Annotated in this window: 12 protein-coding genes; 1 reads left to right on the top strand and 11 read right to left on the bottom strand. The window is 35.4% G+C overall.

The features are described from left to right. Positions 1-148: 148 nt before the first annotated feature. The 3 genes from carB to B5X64_RS10615 all read right to left on the bottom strand — a co-directional run bounded on the left by carB (position 149) and on the right by B5X64_RS10615 (position 5,575). Entirely contained in the window at positions 149-3,331 is a 3,183-nt protein-coding gene (gene carB, locus B5X64_RS10625) for a carbamoyl-phosphate synthase large subunit (RefSeq protein WP_079465206.1), read from the bottom strand. Positions 3,332-3,516: 185 nt separating this feature from the next. Continuing rightward, positions 3,517-4,593 carry a carbamoyl phosphate synthase small subunit gene (locus B5X64_RS10620; protein ID WP_079465205.1) on the bottom strand — a complete coding sequence of 359 codons (1,077 nt, stop codon included), beginning with the start codon at positions 4,591-4,593 and terminating at the stop codon, positions 3,517-3,519. 91 nt (positions 4,594-4,684) lie between these two features. Continuing rightward, the gene (locus tag B5X64_RS10615) at positions 4,685-5,575 is read right to left on the bottom strand and encodes an aspartate carbamoyltransferase catalytic subunit (RefSeq protein ID WP_079465203.1); all 891 of its coding nucleotides are present in this window, start codon (positions 5,573-5,575) and stop codon (positions 4,685-4,687) included. Between the two features lie 241 nt (positions 5,576-5,816). On the opposite strand from B5X64_RS10615, the gene B5X64_RS10610 reads away from it, so the two are divergent. Then, the gene (locus B5X64_RS10610) at positions 5,817-6,278 is read left to right on the top strand and encodes an Lrp/AsnC family transcriptional regulator (RefSeq protein WP_079465202.1); all 462 of its coding nucleotides are present in this window, start codon (positions 5,817-5,819) and stop codon (positions 6,276-6,278) included. Positions 6,279-6,438: 160 nt separating this feature from the next. On the opposite strand, the gene argH is transcribed toward B5X64_RS10610, so the two are convergent. The 8 genes from argH to B5X64_RS10570 form a co-directional block, all read right to left on the bottom strand. Beyond that, the gene (gene argH, locus B5X64_RS10605; RefSeq protein WP_079465200.1) at positions 6,439-7,743 is read right to left on the bottom strand and encodes an argininosuccinate lyase; all 1,305 of its coding nucleotides are present in this window, start codon (positions 7,741-7,743) and stop codon (positions 6,439-6,441) included. Positions 7,744-8,015: 272 nt separating this feature from the next. Beyond that, positions 8,016-9,098 (bottom strand): M20 family metallo-hydrolase, encoded by a 1,083-nt coding sequence (locus B5X64_RS10600; protein WP_079465199.1) that lies wholly within the window; start codon positions 9,096-9,098, stop codon positions 8,016-8,018. Next, positions 9,073-9,867, bottom strand: coding sequence for an acetylglutamate kinase (gene argB, locus B5X64_RS10595; protein ID WP_079465198.1), 795 nt, complete (start codon positions 9,865-9,867; stop codon positions 9,073-9,075). The genes B5X64_RS10600 and argB overlap by 26 nt, the downstream gene beginning before the upstream one ends. 75 nt (positions 9,868-9,942) lie before the next feature. Further along, complete coding sequence (locus B5X64_RS10590; RefSeq protein WP_079465196.1) at positions 9,943-10,902, bottom strand: N-acetylornithine carbamoyltransferase; 960 nt, start codon at positions 10,900-10,902, stop codon at positions 9,943-9,945. Between the two features lie 235 nt (positions 10,903-11,137). Then, complete coding sequence (locus B5X64_RS10585; protein ID WP_079465195.1) at positions 11,138-12,277, bottom strand: aspartate aminotransferase family protein; 1,140 nt, start codon at positions 12,275-12,277, stop codon at positions 11,138-11,140. Between the two features lie 321 nt (positions 12,278-12,598). Continuing rightward, positions 12,599-13,564, bottom strand: coding sequence for an N-acetyl-gamma-glutamyl-phosphate reductase (gene argC, locus B5X64_RS10580; RefSeq protein ID WP_079465194.1), 966 nt, complete (start codon positions 13,562-13,564; stop codon positions 12,599-12,601). A gap of 230 nt (positions 13,565-13,794) precedes the next feature. Continuing rightward, positions 13,795-14,982, bottom strand: coding sequence for an argininosuccinate synthase (gene argG / locus B5X64_RS10575; protein ID WP_079465193.1), 1,188 nt, complete (start codon positions 14,980-14,982; stop codon positions 13,795-13,797). Then, the gene (locus B5X64_RS10570; RefSeq protein WP_079465192.1) at positions 14,954-15,553 is read right to left on the bottom strand and encodes a GNAT family N-acetyltransferase; all 600 of its coding nucleotides are present in this window, start codon (positions 15,551-15,553) and stop codon (positions 14,954-14,956) included. The genes argG and B5X64_RS10570 overlap by 29 nt, the downstream gene beginning before the upstream one ends. Between the last annotated feature and the right edge of the window lie 45 nt (positions 15,554-15,598).

Here is a 15,598-nt window from a genome sequence, read left to right as displayed (position 1 = left end):
TACTTTAAGCTCGTTTATTATTTTTCTAAAGTAACCAATTTTCAATCAATCAACAAATTATTTAATTTTTCATAAACAAAAAAAACCTAACAGGTTTTAAAAACCTGTTAGGTTTGACGAAAAGTTTCGTTCAAATTTTATTTAAAAATTACATCGTCTCCATTTTGAAACTCATGCTTTCGATAACTTTCAATATTGCTTCAACTGTATCCATCGAAGTTAAACAAGGAACACCGTTTTCTACACTCATTCTTCTGATTTGGAACCCGTCTCTTTCAGACTGTTTTCCTTTCGTCATAGTGTTGACAACGTATTGTACCTTTCCTTTTTGAATCAAATCGATTAAGTTTACACTTTCCTCTCCTATTTTATAACCAATTTTGCAAGGAATTCCTTGTTCTCCGAAGAATTTCGCCGTTCCTTCTGTTGCCCAGATTCTGAAACCAACTTCATGGAATCTTGCAGCTAAATCTGCCGCTTCCTGTTTATGTTTATCAGCTACAGTGAATAAGATTGAACCGTGCATCGGAACTTTTCTTCCTGCTGCAACCAATCCTTTATAAAGCGCTTTTTCTAAAGTTGTGTCTTTCCCCATCACTTCTCCTGTAGACTTCATTTCTGGGCCTAAAGAGATGTCAACTTTCGTTAATTTTGAGAAAGAGAATACCGGAACTTTTACGAAAACACCTTCTTTATTCGGAACCAATCCGTTTTTGTAACCTAAGTCAGTCAGTTTTTGACCTAAAATTGCTTTTGTAGCAAGGTTTGCCATCGGAACTTCCGTAATTTTAGATAAGAAAGGAACTGTTCTTGATGAACGTGGATTCACTTCAATTACATATACATTTCCTTCAAAAAGAACGTATTGAATATTCATTAAACCAATTACTTTCAAACCCTTAGCTAATCTTTGTGTATAATCTACCAAAGTATCAACTTCGCTTTGAGAAATATTCTGTGGAGGATACACCGCAATCGAGTCTCCGGAGTGAACTCCCGCTCTTTCGATGTGCTCCATAATTCCTGGAATGATTACCGTTTCACCGTCGCAGATTGCATCTACTTCAATTTCTTTTCCGACCATGTATCTGTCAACTAAGACAGGGTGTTCCGGACTTGCATCTACCGCAAATTCCATATAATGAGAAAGTTCTGCTTCGGTATAAACAATTTCCATTGCTCTACCTCCCAAAACGTAACTTGGACGAACTAATACCGGATAACCGATTTCGTTGGCAATTTTTATCGCTTCTTCTTTTGATGTTGAAGTTTTTCCTAAAGGTTGAGGAATTCCCATTTCCTGAAGGGCTTTTTCAAATTTATCTCTGTTTTCAGCTCTGTCTAGATCTTCCAAAGAAGTTCCTAAGATCTGAACTCCGTGAGCTGCCAATTTATCAGCTAAGTTAATCGCTGTTTGTCCACCGAACTGTACCACAACCCCTTTTGGTTTTTCAAGCTCGATAATATTCATTACATCTTCTTCCGTTAAAGGTTCGAAGTATAATTTATCTGAAATTGAGAAGTCTGTAGAAACTGTTTCAGGGTTGTTGTTGATGATAATCGCTTCATAACCCATTTCTTTGATTGCCCAAACCGAGTGAACTGTTGCGTAATCAAACTCAACCCCTTGTCCGATTCTGATTGGTCCAGAACCCAAAACGATGATTTTTTCTTTGTCTGAAGCTACACTTTCGTTTTCTTCTTCGTAAGTTCCGTAGAAATATGGAGTTTCAGATTCAAATTCCGCAGCGCAAGTGTCTACCATTTTGTAAACCGGCATTACTCCGTTTTCTTTTCTGAAATTGAAGATTTCACGCTCTTTTACATCCCAAAGAACAGCGATATTTACATCTGCGAAACCTAATTTTTTAGCCTGAATTAAAGTTTCTATATCAAACTTATTATCAGCAATTACTTTTTCGAAATCAATTAATTTCTTGATTTTCCAGATAAAGAATTTATCTATTTTGCTCCATTCTACGATTTGTTCCCAGTCGTATCCTCTTCTTAAAGCATCACCGATGATGAATAATCTTTCGTCATCACAAACTCTGATTCTTCTTTCGATTTCTTCTGCCGTAAGTGCTTCCGCCTGTTTCGTTTTTAAACCAATATGTTTAATTCCAGTTTCAAGAGAACGAATCGCTTTTTGTAAAGATTCTTCGAAATTTCTTCCGATAGCCATTACTTCACCCGTCGCTTTCATCTGAGTTGATAATCTTCTGTCTGCTGTTTCGAATTTATCAAATGGGAATCTTGGGAACTTCGTTACCACATAATCTAAAGCTGGTTCAAAACAAGCGTAAGATGTTCCGGTAACTGGATTCATGATTTCATCTAAAGTTAATCCTACCGCAATTTTTGCAGCAATTTTAGCAATCGGATAACCTGTAGCTTTTGATGCCAAAGCCGATGAACGAGAAACTCTCGGGTTAACTTCGATGATATAATATTCGAATGAATGTGGATCTAAAGCCAACTGTACGTTACAACCACCCTCAATTCCTAAAGCTCTGATGATTTTTAACGAAGCGTTTCTCAACAGTTGATATTCTCTATCAGAAAGTGTTTGAGAAGGTGCCACAACGATTGAATCACCAGTGTGAACTCCAACCGGATCTATATTTTCCATGTTACAAACCACAATCGCGTTGTCGTTTGCATCACGCATTACTTCGTATTCAATTTCTTTGAAACCCGCGATTGATCTTTCAATCAAACATTGTGTAACAGGACTATATTTTAATCCTAATTCAGCAATTTCTTTTAATTCAGCTTCAGTAGCAGCGATTCCTCCACCTGTTCCCCCCATTGTGAAGGCAGGACGAACAATTACCGGATACCCAATTTCATTAGCAAAATTGATTGCTCCTTCTACCGTATTTACGATATCAGATTCAGGAACTGGTTCGTTCAATTCTCTCATCAATTCACGGAAAAGATCTCTGTCTTCCGCTCTGTTGATTGCTGAAAGCGTAGTTCCAAGAACTTCAACTTTACATTCTTCAAGAATTCCTGATTTTTCCAATTCTACCGCCATGTTCAAACCTGTTTGTCCACCAAGAGTTGGTAAAAGCGCATCGGGACGCTCTTTTCTGATGATGTGACTTACAAACTGAAGTGAAATCGGCTCGATGTAAACCTTGTCAGCGATTTCAACATCTGTCATGATCGTTGCAGGATTTGAATTGATCAAAATAACCTTGTAGCCTTCTTCTCTCAAAGACAAACAAGCCTGCGTTCCCGCGTAATCAAATTCTGCCGCCTGACCAATGATGATAGGTCCTGAACCGATTACTAAAATTGTTTTTATATCTGTACGTTTTGCCATTTCTAAGTTAGATGTTAGATGCTAGAAGCTAGATGTTAGACTTTTAGCACTGTTTTTTTATTTAGATTTAATTTACACATTGTCATTGACTTTGTCGAATCTGCGATTTCCGTAGGAATCTAAACTTTCTTTGTAGGGATTCTTTACTGCGCTTTCGCTTTGTTCTGAATGACAAACTTAATGTTTTACTTATTCTTAAAATCCTCCATCAACGTGATGAAATCATCAAATAAATAATTCGCATCTTCAGGACCGGGACTTGCTTCCGGGTGATACTGAACTGAGAAACAAGGGTGAATTTTGTGTTTCAAGCCTTCATTTGTTCTGTCGTTCAATGCGATATGCGTTTCAACTAAATCTGTATCTTTAAGACTTTCCTGATCAACTGCGTAGCCATGGTTTTGAGAAGTAATTGCCACTTTGTTTTTCTCTAAATCTAAAACCGGGTGATTTCCTCCTCTGTGACCGAATTTTAACTTGAAAGTTTTCGCTCCACAAGCTAAACCTATTAATTGGTGCCCCAAACAGATTCCAAAGATTGGAACTTTTCCTAATAATCCACGGATCATTTCTAAAGCTCCTTGATTATCTTCTGGGTCTCCAGGACCATTTGATAACATGATGCCGTCCGGATCCATCAATAAAATATCTTCGGCAGTTGTATCGTGAGAAACTACTGTGATGTCGCAATTTCTTTGAGATAATTCTCTGATAATTCCTAATTTAGAACCAAAATCCACAAGTACTACTTTAAGTCCTCTTCCTGGATTTGCATATGCCGTTTTTGTTGAAACCTGCTCCACTTGATTGGTTGGAAAAGTTGTGCCTTTTAATTCAGTAACAACCTCGTTTTCATCAGCTTCAACGTTTACGATTTTTCCTTTCACCACTCCGGAATTACGAAGAATTCTCGTCAGTCTTCTGGTGTCGATACCTGAAATTCCTGAAAGGTTTTTCTTTTTAAATAATTCATCTAAAGTAATCTGAGTACGGAAATTTGATGGCAAATCACAAAGTTCTTTCACGATAAGACCTTTGATAGCCGGCTCTATACTCTCATAATCATCTCTATTAATCCCATAATTTCCGATAAGCGGATAGGTCATACAAACAATCTGACCGCAATAAGACGGGTCAGAAATCAGCTCCTGATACCCTGTCATTCCGGTATTGAAAACTACTTCTCCTGCAGTTTCCAATTCTGTTCCGAAACCTTCTCCATGAAACACTTCACCAGACTCCAGTATTAACTTTTTCTTCATTTTTTAAATTAGATATTAGATTTTAGAAATTAGAAGTTAGACTTCTTCATTCTGTTATTTTACTTCTTATTTTTTCTTTAATTCTATTGGCTTATTTAAAAGTGTATCCTTGTCCTTCCAAAGCTTCTTTTAAAATTGCCATTCTTGCGAAAACACCGTTCTCCATTTGTTTGAAAATTCTTGAGCGTTCGCATTCTACCAAGTCTGTATCAATTTCTACTCCTCTGTTGATTGGAGCTGGATGCATGATGATCGCTTCTTTCTTCATTGCTTTTTCTCTTTCTTTCGTCAAACCATATTTTCTGTGGTAGTCTGAAGCTGAGAAACTCATTTTTGCATCGTGTCTTTCATGTTGAATCCTCAATAACATTAAAACATCAACTTCTTTAATTAATTCATCAACAGAAAGATAAGTCCCGTTAATTAAAGCTCCTTCATCAAACCATTGTTCAGGTCCTGAGAAGTATACTTTTGCACCTAATCTTCTTAATGCTTCTGCATTTGAATTGGCAACTCTACTGTGTTTTACATCTCCAACAATTCCTATTTTCAACCCTTCAAATTTTCCAAATTCCTGATAGATTGTCATTAAATCTAACATACATTGAGAAGGATGATTTCCGGTTCCGTCTCCTCCGTTGATAACGGGAATTGTAATATTTTTTAATTCGTCAAAATACCTGTCTTTCTTGTCTCGGATTACGACAAGATTTACTCCTAAACTTTCAATAGTTTTTACTGTGTCGTATAAACTTTCACCTTTATTCACAGAACTGTTTGAAGCATCGAAAGGAACCACCTGCAAACCTAATTTTCTTTCAGCAATATCAAAGCTTGTTTTCGTTCTTGTGCTGTCTTCAAAGAAGAGATTTGAGCAAAAAACTTCTCCTTCAATTTTGGCAGTTTTTCCATTAGCAAAAGCCAGCGCTTCTGTTACTATACTGTTGATTCTCTCGGTACTTAGTTCTGTAATCGTAAACATAATATCTTAATTTTTCACAAAAAAAAAGCGAAGAAACATCTTCGCTTAAAATAAATAAATATCGTAAAGGGCGTCTACGCCCGGTAATTCTAATGATATAAATACTGTGTTATTCATTAGGTGCAAAGATATAACATTTGAGCGAACTGACAAAACTAAATTATGATTTGATTAAAAAATATTATTCTCTCCTTATTTTCATTTATAAATACTATTTTTGTTTCCAACTCAACCCTATTTTATGGATTTAAAAGACAAAATGATTCTCAGTATTATTCAGGAAGATTCTACACATTCTGTAAAGGAAATTTCAGAAAAAATCGGGCTTACCTTTACGCCAACGTATGAACGTATCAAACAACTGGAAAAACAGGGAATCATCGAAAAATACGTTGGCCTTTTGAACCGTGAAAAATTAGGTTTAAATATTGTTGTTTACTGTAACGTACGTTTAAAAGAACAATCACAAAAAGTTCTTGAAACTTTCGAAAAAAACATTGGAAAACACGATGAAGTTCAGGAAATCATTAGTCTTTCAGGTGAATATGACTATATGTTGAAAATTATTGCAAAAGACATTAATTCTTATAATGAGTTTGCGGTAAACATTATTTCAAACATTCCTAATATCGGACAATATCATAGCTCTATCGTACTTCATGAGGTTAAAAAATCTACTAAATTTAAAATTGATTTGGATTGAGTTTTTTATTTAAAAAAAATATTTTAACTCATAAATTAAATAAAAATGCTTCGACTTTGCTGACACCGCTAGAAATGAATCGCTAATAAAAACAGCTAGTATTACAGATGTCATGCTGAGCGGAGTCGAAGCATCTAAGAATAGTTTTAGTTTAAAATTTTCAACCCAATAATTTATTTTTCAGTTTATTAAACTGATATTCTATTTTATCTAAACAAAGATTTCCTATGCTTCCCTCGTGAGTATGATTAAGATTTTTTATATCAAAATCAAACTCATTATTTTCAATCTCCTGCCCTACTTTTACATAAGCATCACGGAATGAACTTCCGTTTTTCACCTCTTCGTTGATTTTCTCTACACTGAAAAGATATTTATACTTTTTGTCTTCCAAAATACCATCTTTCACCTGAATATTCGGTAATGTATAGCTTAAAATCTCCAGACATTCTTTCAATGAATCAATTGCCGGGAAAAGAATTTCCTTTGTCAACTGCATATCTCGGTGATAACCTGAAGGAAGATTATTCGTCAATAAAATAAATTCATTCGGCAACGACTGAATTCTATTGCAACGTGCACGAACCAATTCAAAAATATCAGGATTTTTTTTATGGGGCATAATGCTGCTTCCTGTCGTAAACTCCTTTGGAAAGCTTATAAAATTAAAATTCTGATTTAAATACAAACAAACATCATATGCAAATTTCCCCAACGTTCCCGCCAAAGTTGCCATTGCCATCGACAACATTTTCTCTGATTTTCCACGCGTCATTTGAGCGTAAACCGAATTATAATTCATTGATTGAAAACCTAAATTATACGTTGTACTTTCACGATCAATCGGGAAAGATGAGCCATAACCTGCCGCAGATCCCAATGGATTCTTATTAATGATATTTTTAACAGAGAAAAGCATTTCAACATCATCTAACAAGGCTTCTGCATACGCTCCAAACCACAATCCGAACGATGAAGGCATTGCAATTTGTAAATGTGTATATCCCGGAAGCAGAACGTTTTTATGTTGTTCCGCCAGTTTAATTAATATTTGAAAAAACTCATCCGTTAAAGACGTAATTTCACGGATTTCATCCACCAAATACAATTTTATATCCAATAAAACCTGATCATTTCTTGATCTTGCCGTATGAATTTTCTTTCCTGTATCGCCTAATTTCTCAATTAAAATAGATTCAATTTGCGAATGAATATCTTCCGCACTTTTATCGATTTCAAAAGTTCCGTTTTCGATATCATTCAAAATTTCTTCCAAAACAGACAACATCTGCTTCGATTCTTCATTGGAAATAATTCCAACTTCTGCCAACATTTTACAGTGCGCCATCGAACCTTTGACGTCATATTTTGCCAAACGTTCATCAAAATCAAGATCTTTCCCGACTGTAAATTTGTTGACTAATATATTAGTGGCATTGTTGTCTTTTTGCCATATTTTTTTCATAAAATCTAATTTTTGTTGGAAGATGGAATAATTAAAAAATTCCATCAACCTATTTTTATTGTGACCTTTTTCTTTTGTCTTGAAACAAAAGAAACAAAAATTCAAGACTGGAAACTCCGGCTAAAAATAAATTCTATTCTCTAAAAATTCTAAAACTTGCGCGAATTCAACATTAACCTTTTGATTTAATATTTGTCTCGCGCTTCAAACAGTAGAATTTTCTTAACGTTCACAGACTTTATTTTCTTAACGCCTCCGTTTCCTAGGTCGCTTTATAAAACCTTTTCAAGGATTTCGATATAAATAGCAATCCCCTCTTCTATTTCCTTAATATAAATGTATTCATCCGCGGTATGAGAACGTGTGCTGTCGCCAGGACCGATTTTCACCGATGTGCAAGGAATAATCGCCTGATCAGATGAAGTTGGTGAACAGTAAGTTGTCCTCCCGATTTCCAGACCTGCCTGTACAAAAGGATGATCCATTTCTATTTTTGAAGAATTTAATCTGAAAGATCTTGCTGTTAAGGTTGATTTCATCTGTGCTTGAATGATTTCAAATGCTTCTTGATTCGAATATTCGTCCGTAACTCTTACATCTAATGTAAAAACACAAGATTCAGGAACTACATTATGCTGAACTCCGGCATGAATTCCTGACAACGTAACTTTAACTTCACCTAAATAGTCTGAAACTTTTGGAAATTTGAAGTTTAAAATTTGCTGCAAATCTTCCATACATTTCACAATTGAGTTATCGTCATTAGGATGGGCGGCGTGAGAAGGAGTACCTTTCATTTCCCCGTCTATGACCAAAAGTCCTTTTTCCGCGATTGCCAGATTCATTTGCGTTGGTTCTCCTACAATGGCAAGCTCGATATTGGGTAGTTGGGAAAATAAAGCTTCGATACCGTCAAACCCAGAAATCTCCTCCTCAGCCGTCAAAGCAATAATTAAATTATATTGTAAATCTTCTTTATCAAAAAAATGTAAAAAAACCTGCGCCATCGAAACCAATGAAGCTCCAGCATCGTTGCTTCCCAATCCGAATAACTTTCCATCTTTTTCAATCGGTAAAAAAGGGTCTAAAGTGTAAGCTTTATTCGGTTTTACGGTATCGTGATGCGTATTCAACAAAATTGATGGTTTGAAAACATCAAAATTTTTATTCACTGCCCAGATGTTATTTTTAAAACGTTTTGTCGGAATATTGTTCTTTTTAAAAAAGTTTTCAATTTCCACAGACGTATTATATTCATCTTTGCTGAATGATGGAATTTCAATCAGTTTTTTCAACAAATCCACTGCGTTATTCAGTAATTCTTCTTTACTATAAACAGATTTCAGTTCCTGCATGATGATTTTCTATATGGTTTTTCAATTCGGTTTCTTTAATTAAGAATACCTTATTTACATTATTTTTTACAGCTTCAAGAGCGTTTTCAAGTTTCGGTAGAATTCCTTTGTGAAGTTTTCCTTCATTTTTTAATGTTGAAAATTCTTCTCCTGAAATATTTTTTATGACTGATTTAGGATTTTCAACATCTTCCAAAACTCCTTCTTTATCAAAACAATACAACAACTCAACATCATATTTTGAAGACAAGGCCTGCGCAATCACCGAAGCGATTGTATCTGCATTGGTGTTGAAAAGATTTCCTTTTTTATCATGCGTAATCGCAGAAAATACCGGAACCAATTTAAGCTTAATCAATTTGGAAATCAATTTCCTGTTGATACTTTTCTTTTCAATATCACCTACAAATCCAAAATCTATTTCTGCGTGTTCTCTTTTCGTAGCTTTAATTAAATTTGCATCAGCTCCCGAAAATCCTATTGCTTTACATTTTTTATGCTGAAGTTTTGCCACAATATTTTTGTTGATTCCTCCTGCATATACCATCGCCACAATATCCAACGTTTCTTTATCCGTGATTCTTCGCCCATTAATCATTTTTTGTTCAATGCCTAATTTGTCAGCTAAAATAGTCGCTAATTTTCCACCACCATGAACTAAAATTTTCTTTTCCTTAATTTCAGAAAACTGCTCCAGAAATTCGTTCAATAATTCCTCATCATCGATTAATGCTCCGCCTATTTTTATGATGTATAATTTTTCTTTCATTGCAAAACTTTTTGAGAACCTTGTCAAGGTTTGCGAGTTAAAACCTCATAGGTTTCAAAAACCTATGAGGTTTAGTTATTTTGAATTTATTTCATCTAAAATTTCAGAAAAAACCGCCTGAGCAGAGAAAATTCGGTTTTTCGCCTGTTGATAAATGATAGAATTTTTACCGTCCATTACCTCATCACTCAATTCTACATTTCGACGAACCGGAAGACAGTGCATTACTTTTCCCTGATTGGTATTGGCTAATTTTTCATTCGTCAGCATCCAGTTTTCTTTTACCTCAGGCATTGCGGCATAATCATCGAAAGACGACCAGTTTTTCACATAAATAAAATCAGCATCTTTTAACGCTTCATCCTGATTGTGAATCACTTTTACATCTTTCGTGAAGATTTTATCTAAATCATAACCTTCAGGATTTGCGATTACCAACTCAACATCCATCTCCTGCATCCATTCTGCGAAAGAATTTCCTACCGCATGAGCAATCGGTTTGATGTGAGGAGCCCAAGTCAATACCACTTTAGGCTTATGACTTTCTTTCCAGTTTTCTGTAATTGTGATACAATCTGCCAAACTTTGCAAAGGATGACGCGTTGCAGATTCCAAAGAGATAACCGGAACTTTTGCATATTGCTCGAACTGGCTTAAAATACTTTCGTTAACATCATCTTCCTTGCTTTTCATTCCAGCGAAACAACGAACCGCGATGATGTCGCAATATTGGTTTAATACCTCGATGGCATCTTTGATATGTTCAACAGTATCGCCATTCATTACAGCTCCGTCTGCGAACTCCAGATTCCATGCTTCCTGTGCAGCATTTAACGTCAAAACATTTAAACCTAAATTTTGCGCAGCAATCTGACTGCTTAAACGCGTTCTCAAACTTGAATTTAAAAATACAAGTCCAATCGTTTTTCCTTTTCCTTTCTCGGTTTCCGAAAGAGGATTTTCTTTAATTTGTAACGCTTTTTTTATAATTTCCTGTAAGTTTTTAACATCGCTTACAGAGGTGAATTTTTTCATTTTGAATTGATTTTAAAGATTTTTTATCTTACATATTCGTGTTGAGTTTTTAACGCCATGGTCGCAAAGTTTTTTTTAACTACCAAGATTTTTTACGTTCGAAAAGGCATTTCACTCAGCAATTTGAAGTTACGCTTGTCATTCTGACAAAGGAAGAATCTATTAATATTATAAAAAGAGATTATTCACTCCACTTCGTTTTATTCAGAATGACAGACCGTGTAACTTTCACAGACTAAATATTTTCCAATACTTCCTTTAAAGCATTAATAAAAATATCGGTTTCTTCTTTTTTAATGTTAAGTGCCGGAAGAATCCTCAACACAGTCTTATCATTAGAGTTTCCTGTGAAAATATGATGATTGTACAACAGGCTGTTCCTCACTTCCGAGCAGTCCCTGTCGAGTTCAATTCCAATCATCAAGCCTTTCCTTCGAATGGTTTTAATATGTGGAAAATCTTTAATTTCATTTTCAATATACTCGCCCATTTCCTGAGCGTTTTCGATGAGATTTTCATCTTTCATTACATCTAATACCGCAATTGCAGCGACACAAGCTAAATGATTTCCTCCGAAAGTTGTTCCCAACAAACCATTTCTTGCCTGAAATTTCGGGTGAATCAATACGCCACCAATGGGGAAACCATTTCCCATTCCTTTTGCTGTTGTGATGATATCTGCTTCAATTCCAAATTCCTGATGAGCAAAGAAATATCCGCTTCTTCCGTAACCTGACTGAACTTCATCTAAAATCAAAACTGCGTTATATTTTTCGCACAGTTCTTTGATTTTAGTTAAAAATTCAACCGTTGGAATCATAATTCCTCCAACTCCCTGAATTCCTTCAATAATTACAGATGAAATTTCACTTTCTTGTTTTTCAAAAACTGCTTCAAGCTGTTCAATATTATTCCATTCAGATTTAATAAATCTTTCATCATAATTTACCGGCGCTACAATTTTTGGATTGTCTGTCACAGAAACTGCTGCAGAAGTTCTTCCGTGAAACGAACCTGAGAAATACAATACTTTACTTTTTCCGTTGTGGAAAGAAGCTAGTTTTAAAGCATTTTCGTTCGCTTCAGCTCCTGAATTGCACAGGAACAGATTATAATCTTCTAAACCTGACATTTTTCCTAATTTATCTGCTAATTCAGTCTGTAATTCGTTCTGAACCGAGTTTGAATAGAAAGATATTTTATCTAATTGGTTTTTTAATTGAGTTTGATAGTGTGGATGGTTGTGTCCGATAGAAATCACGGCATGACCTCCGTAAAAATCAAGATATTTTTGTCCTTTATCGTCCCAAAGAAATGATCCCTGAGCTTTTACTGGATTGATGTTGAATAATGGATATACGTTGAATAAATTCATGTCTATTTATAAATGATAATTGATGTTTGATGAATGATTTCATCTTTCTTATATTTTTCTTTTGTCTTGAAACAAAAGAAACAAAAGTTCAAGACTGGAAACTCCGGCTAAAATTTTAAACAATTTCCTAAAATTTCTAAACTCGGGCGGAAAGCAAAATTTCGTATCCTAAAGAGTTTTTTGACCCGCCACTCAAACAAGAGAAATTTTTTAACGGAATTTCTTTAAAATTTCTTAACGCCTCCGCTTCCTAGGTCGGTTTTGATTCGAGTTTTAAAATTCACAATTGACTTATTGACAATTCACATTTTTAATTCATATTTAAAACGCGACAGGTTTCAATTTCAATCCTGAATTTTCTTCCCAACCCATTGCAATATTCATGTTTTGAACTGCTTGTCCGGAAGCTCCTTTTAACAAATTGTCAATCGCTGAGTGAATAACTGCAACATTCCCACTCTTTTCAATATGAATCACACAGCGATTCGTGTTGACAACCTGTTTTAAATCAATTGCTTTCTCGCTTACCTTTACAAAAGGTTCATCTGCATAAAAATCCTTAAACAATTGATGAATATCTGAAAGTTCTAAATCTGTTTTCACCGTGGAACTCGTAAAAATCCCTCTCGCAAAATCCCCTCTCCATGGAACAAAATTCAGACTGATTTCATTCGTATTAAAAGAAATTAACTGCTGTAAAATCTCATCCACATGCTGATGTGTCAAAGTTTTATAAGCCGAAATATTATCGTTTCTCCAGGTAAAATGGGTCGTCGGCTGTAAAGACTGACCTGCTCCTGTGGAACCTGTAATTCCCGTTGTGTAAACTTCATTCAACAAACCTTTTTGAGCTAATGGAAGCAAAGCCAATTGAATTGCCGTTGCAAAACATCCCGGATTCGCTATGCTTTTCGCTCCTAAAAGTTGGTTTTTGTTGATTTCGGGTAATCCATAGATAAAATTTCTGTTTCCAAAATTTCCTTCTAAACGAAAATCATTTCCTAAATCGATCACTAACGTTTCATCTTTCACAGCATTCTGAGTCATCCAATTTTGGCTTTCTTTGTGAGGAAGACATAGAAAAAGAATGTCCACATCTTCAGGTTGATCTGTTAAAACCATTTCACAAACCGTCGTTAAATCCGGGTACAAATCTGAAATCTTTGTCCCCGAATTTGAACGACTATATAAAAAACTCAAAGTCACATTGGGATGAAAAGCTAACAGACGAACTAATTCGCTTCCTGTGTAGCCGTTGGCACCGATAATTCCGATATTTTTTTTCATTTTTATTTTTTTCACGGGTTGCACCTGAGGCTATTATTGTTGAACCCTTCAGGTTCTGATTATTCATTGATTTTATTAACCATAGCTTTCACCTACGGCTACTATTATTGAACCCTACGGGTTCATTGATCATCGAATCTCTCACAGCCCGACTTGATCGGAAATCCTTTTATGAGGAGGAACAACGAACAAAAGATTGGGAGCGGAAGGCGGATTAAGCTGCCCAAATCTTATTTATTTATCTGATGATATATATTTAAGGAATTACTTACGATTTTCGTGTAGCCTTTTACATCTTCACCTGTCCAAGCTCTGTTTGCTTCACCGTAGCTTCCAAATTTATCGGACATTAAATCATGTTTAGATTCAATTCCATTTAAGATAAATCTATAGGGATGAAGCATTACAAATACTTTTCCACTAACTGTTTTTTGAGAATTATCTAAGAAAGACTCGATATTTCTCATCACCGGGTCTAAGAAAAGTGCTTCGTGAAGCCAGTTTCCATACCAATCTGATAATTGAGACTTCATCATCTGCTGATACTTTGAAAGCGTATGTTTTTCCAATAAATGGTGCGCTTTAATAATCACAGACGCCGCTGCGGCCTCAAAACCCACCCTTCCTTTGATTCCGACAATCGTATCTCCAACGTGAATATCACGACCGATTCCATAAGCAGAAGCCAGTTCTTCAATCTTTTGAATCGCATAAACCGAATGTTCAAAATTTTCTCCATTTACTGCTACAACTTCACCATTTTTAAACTCAATTTCCAATTCTGAAGGCTGAGTTTCTTTAATTTGAGATGGAAAAGCTTCTTCGGGCAAATAGTTTCTTGAAGTCAAGGTTTCTTTTCCACCGACTGAAGTTCCCCAAAGTCCTTTATTAACAGAATATTGTGCTTTTTGGAACTCTTTTTCGTAGCCGTGGCTTTTCAAAAACTCAATTTCTTCTTCACGAGATAAAGACATATCACGAATTGGCGTAATAATTTCTACATTCGGACACATCACTTGGAAAATCAAATCGAAACGAACCTGGTCATTCCCTGCACCTGTGCTTCCGTGAGCAATTGCATCAGCTCCAACTTCAATAGCAAATTTTGCAATTTCCTGTGCCTGAATAGTTCTTTCAGCACTTACAGATAATGGATATGTATTGTTTTTCAAGACATTCCCAAAAATCAAATACTTTACGCAAGAATTGTAATAATCTTCCTGAGCATCTACGCACCTGTATTCTTTCACCCCAAGATTAAGGGCTTTTTTCTCCAGTTCTTTTTCCTCTTCTTTAGAAAAACCTCCGGTATTTACAGTCACTGCATACACTTCATACCCAAGTGTTTCACTCAAATATTTGGCACAGTAAGAGGTGTCTAAACCTCCGCTAAACGCTAAGATTACTTTCTTGCTCATTTTGATATTGATTTTCGGGTTGATTATTTACAACCTCATTTACTTTATTATTATCCGGAACGAAAAGCATTGCTGTACACAGGCAGTTTTTGCGTTCCTTTTTCATTAAAATTTCATAATTCACACAATTCTTACAACCGTTCCAAAATTCTTCATCCTGTGTTAATTCAGAATAAATTACTGGCTTGTAGCCTAAATCACTGTTGATTTTCATCACAGCAAGACCAGTTGTTAAACCGAATATTTTTGCATTGGGAAATTTCTCCCTTGACAATGCAAACACCCTATCTTTGATTAAGGTTGCAATCCCTCCATGCCTGAATTTTGGAGAAACAATTAATCCTGAGTTAGCCACAAACTGACCATGCGACCATGTTTCGATGTAGCAGAAACCTACCCATTCCCCATTCTCAGTAGCCACAACTGCGTTACCTTCTGAAATCTTTTTACTTAAATATTCTATGGAACGTTTTGCGATTCCCGTTCCTCGTCGCTGTGCAGAATCATACATTTCCTGCTGTATTTCACTCACATACACTAAATGTTCGCATGAGGAAATTTCTATTTCCATTTATTTATCTGAATTTTTTGGCAAATTTAAAACATAATAACTTTA

Source organism: Chryseobacterium balustinum (assembly GCF_900168205.1).
GTDB classification, from domain to species: domain Bacteria; phylum Bacteroidota; class Bacteroidia; order Flavobacteriales; family Weeksellaceae; genus Chryseobacterium; species Chryseobacterium balustinum.
Note: the sequence above shows the minus strand (reverse complement) of the source record. Positions and strands in the feature narration are given on the sequence as shown.

Bases quoted from the DNA above. Each gene is read 5' to 3' on its own strand.
- carB (WP_079465206.1), bottom strand. From the start codon at position 3,331: ATGGCAAAACGTACAGATATAAAAACAATTTTAGTAATCGGTTCAGGA.
- B5X64_RS10620 (WP_079465205.1), bottom strand. From the start codon at position 4,593: ATGAAGAAAAAGTTAATACTGGAGTCTGGTGAAGTGTTTCATGGAGAA.
- B5X64_RS10615 (WP_079465203.1), bottom strand. From the start codon at position 5,575: ATGTTTACGATTACAGAACTAAGTACCGAGAGAATCAACAGTATAGTA.
- B5X64_RS10610 (WP_079465202.1), top strand. From the start codon at position 5,817: ATGGATTTAAAAGACAAAATGATTCTCAGTATTATTCAGGAAGATTCT.
- argH (WP_079465200.1), bottom strand. From the start codon at position 7,743: ATGAAAAAAATATGGCAAAAAGACAACAATGCCACTAATATATTAGTC.
- B5X64_RS10600 (WP_079465199.1), bottom strand. From the start codon at position 9,098: ATGCAGGAACTGAAATCTGTTTATAGTAAAGAAGAATTACTGAATAAC.
- argB (WP_079465198.1), bottom strand. From the start codon at position 9,867: ATGAAAGAAAAATTATACATCATAAAAATAGGCGGAGCATTAATCGAT.
- B5X64_RS10590 (WP_079465196.1), bottom strand. From the start codon at position 10,902: ATGAAAAAATTCACCTCTGTAAGCGATGTTAAAAACTTACAGGAAATT.
- B5X64_RS10585 (WP_079465195.1), bottom strand. From the start codon at position 12,277: ATGAATTTATTCAACGTATATCCATTATTCAACATCAATCCAGTAAAA.
- argC (WP_079465194.1), bottom strand. From the start codon at position 13,564: ATGAAAAAAAATATCGGAATTATCGGTGCCAACGGCTACACAGGAAGC.
- argG (WP_079465193.1), bottom strand. From the start codon at position 14,982: ATGAGCAAGAAAGTAATCTTAGCGTTTAGCGGAGGTTTAGACACCTCT.
- B5X64_RS10570 (WP_079465192.1), bottom strand. From the start codon at position 15,553: ATGGAAATAGAAATTTCCTCATGCGAACATTTAGTGTATGTGAGTGAA.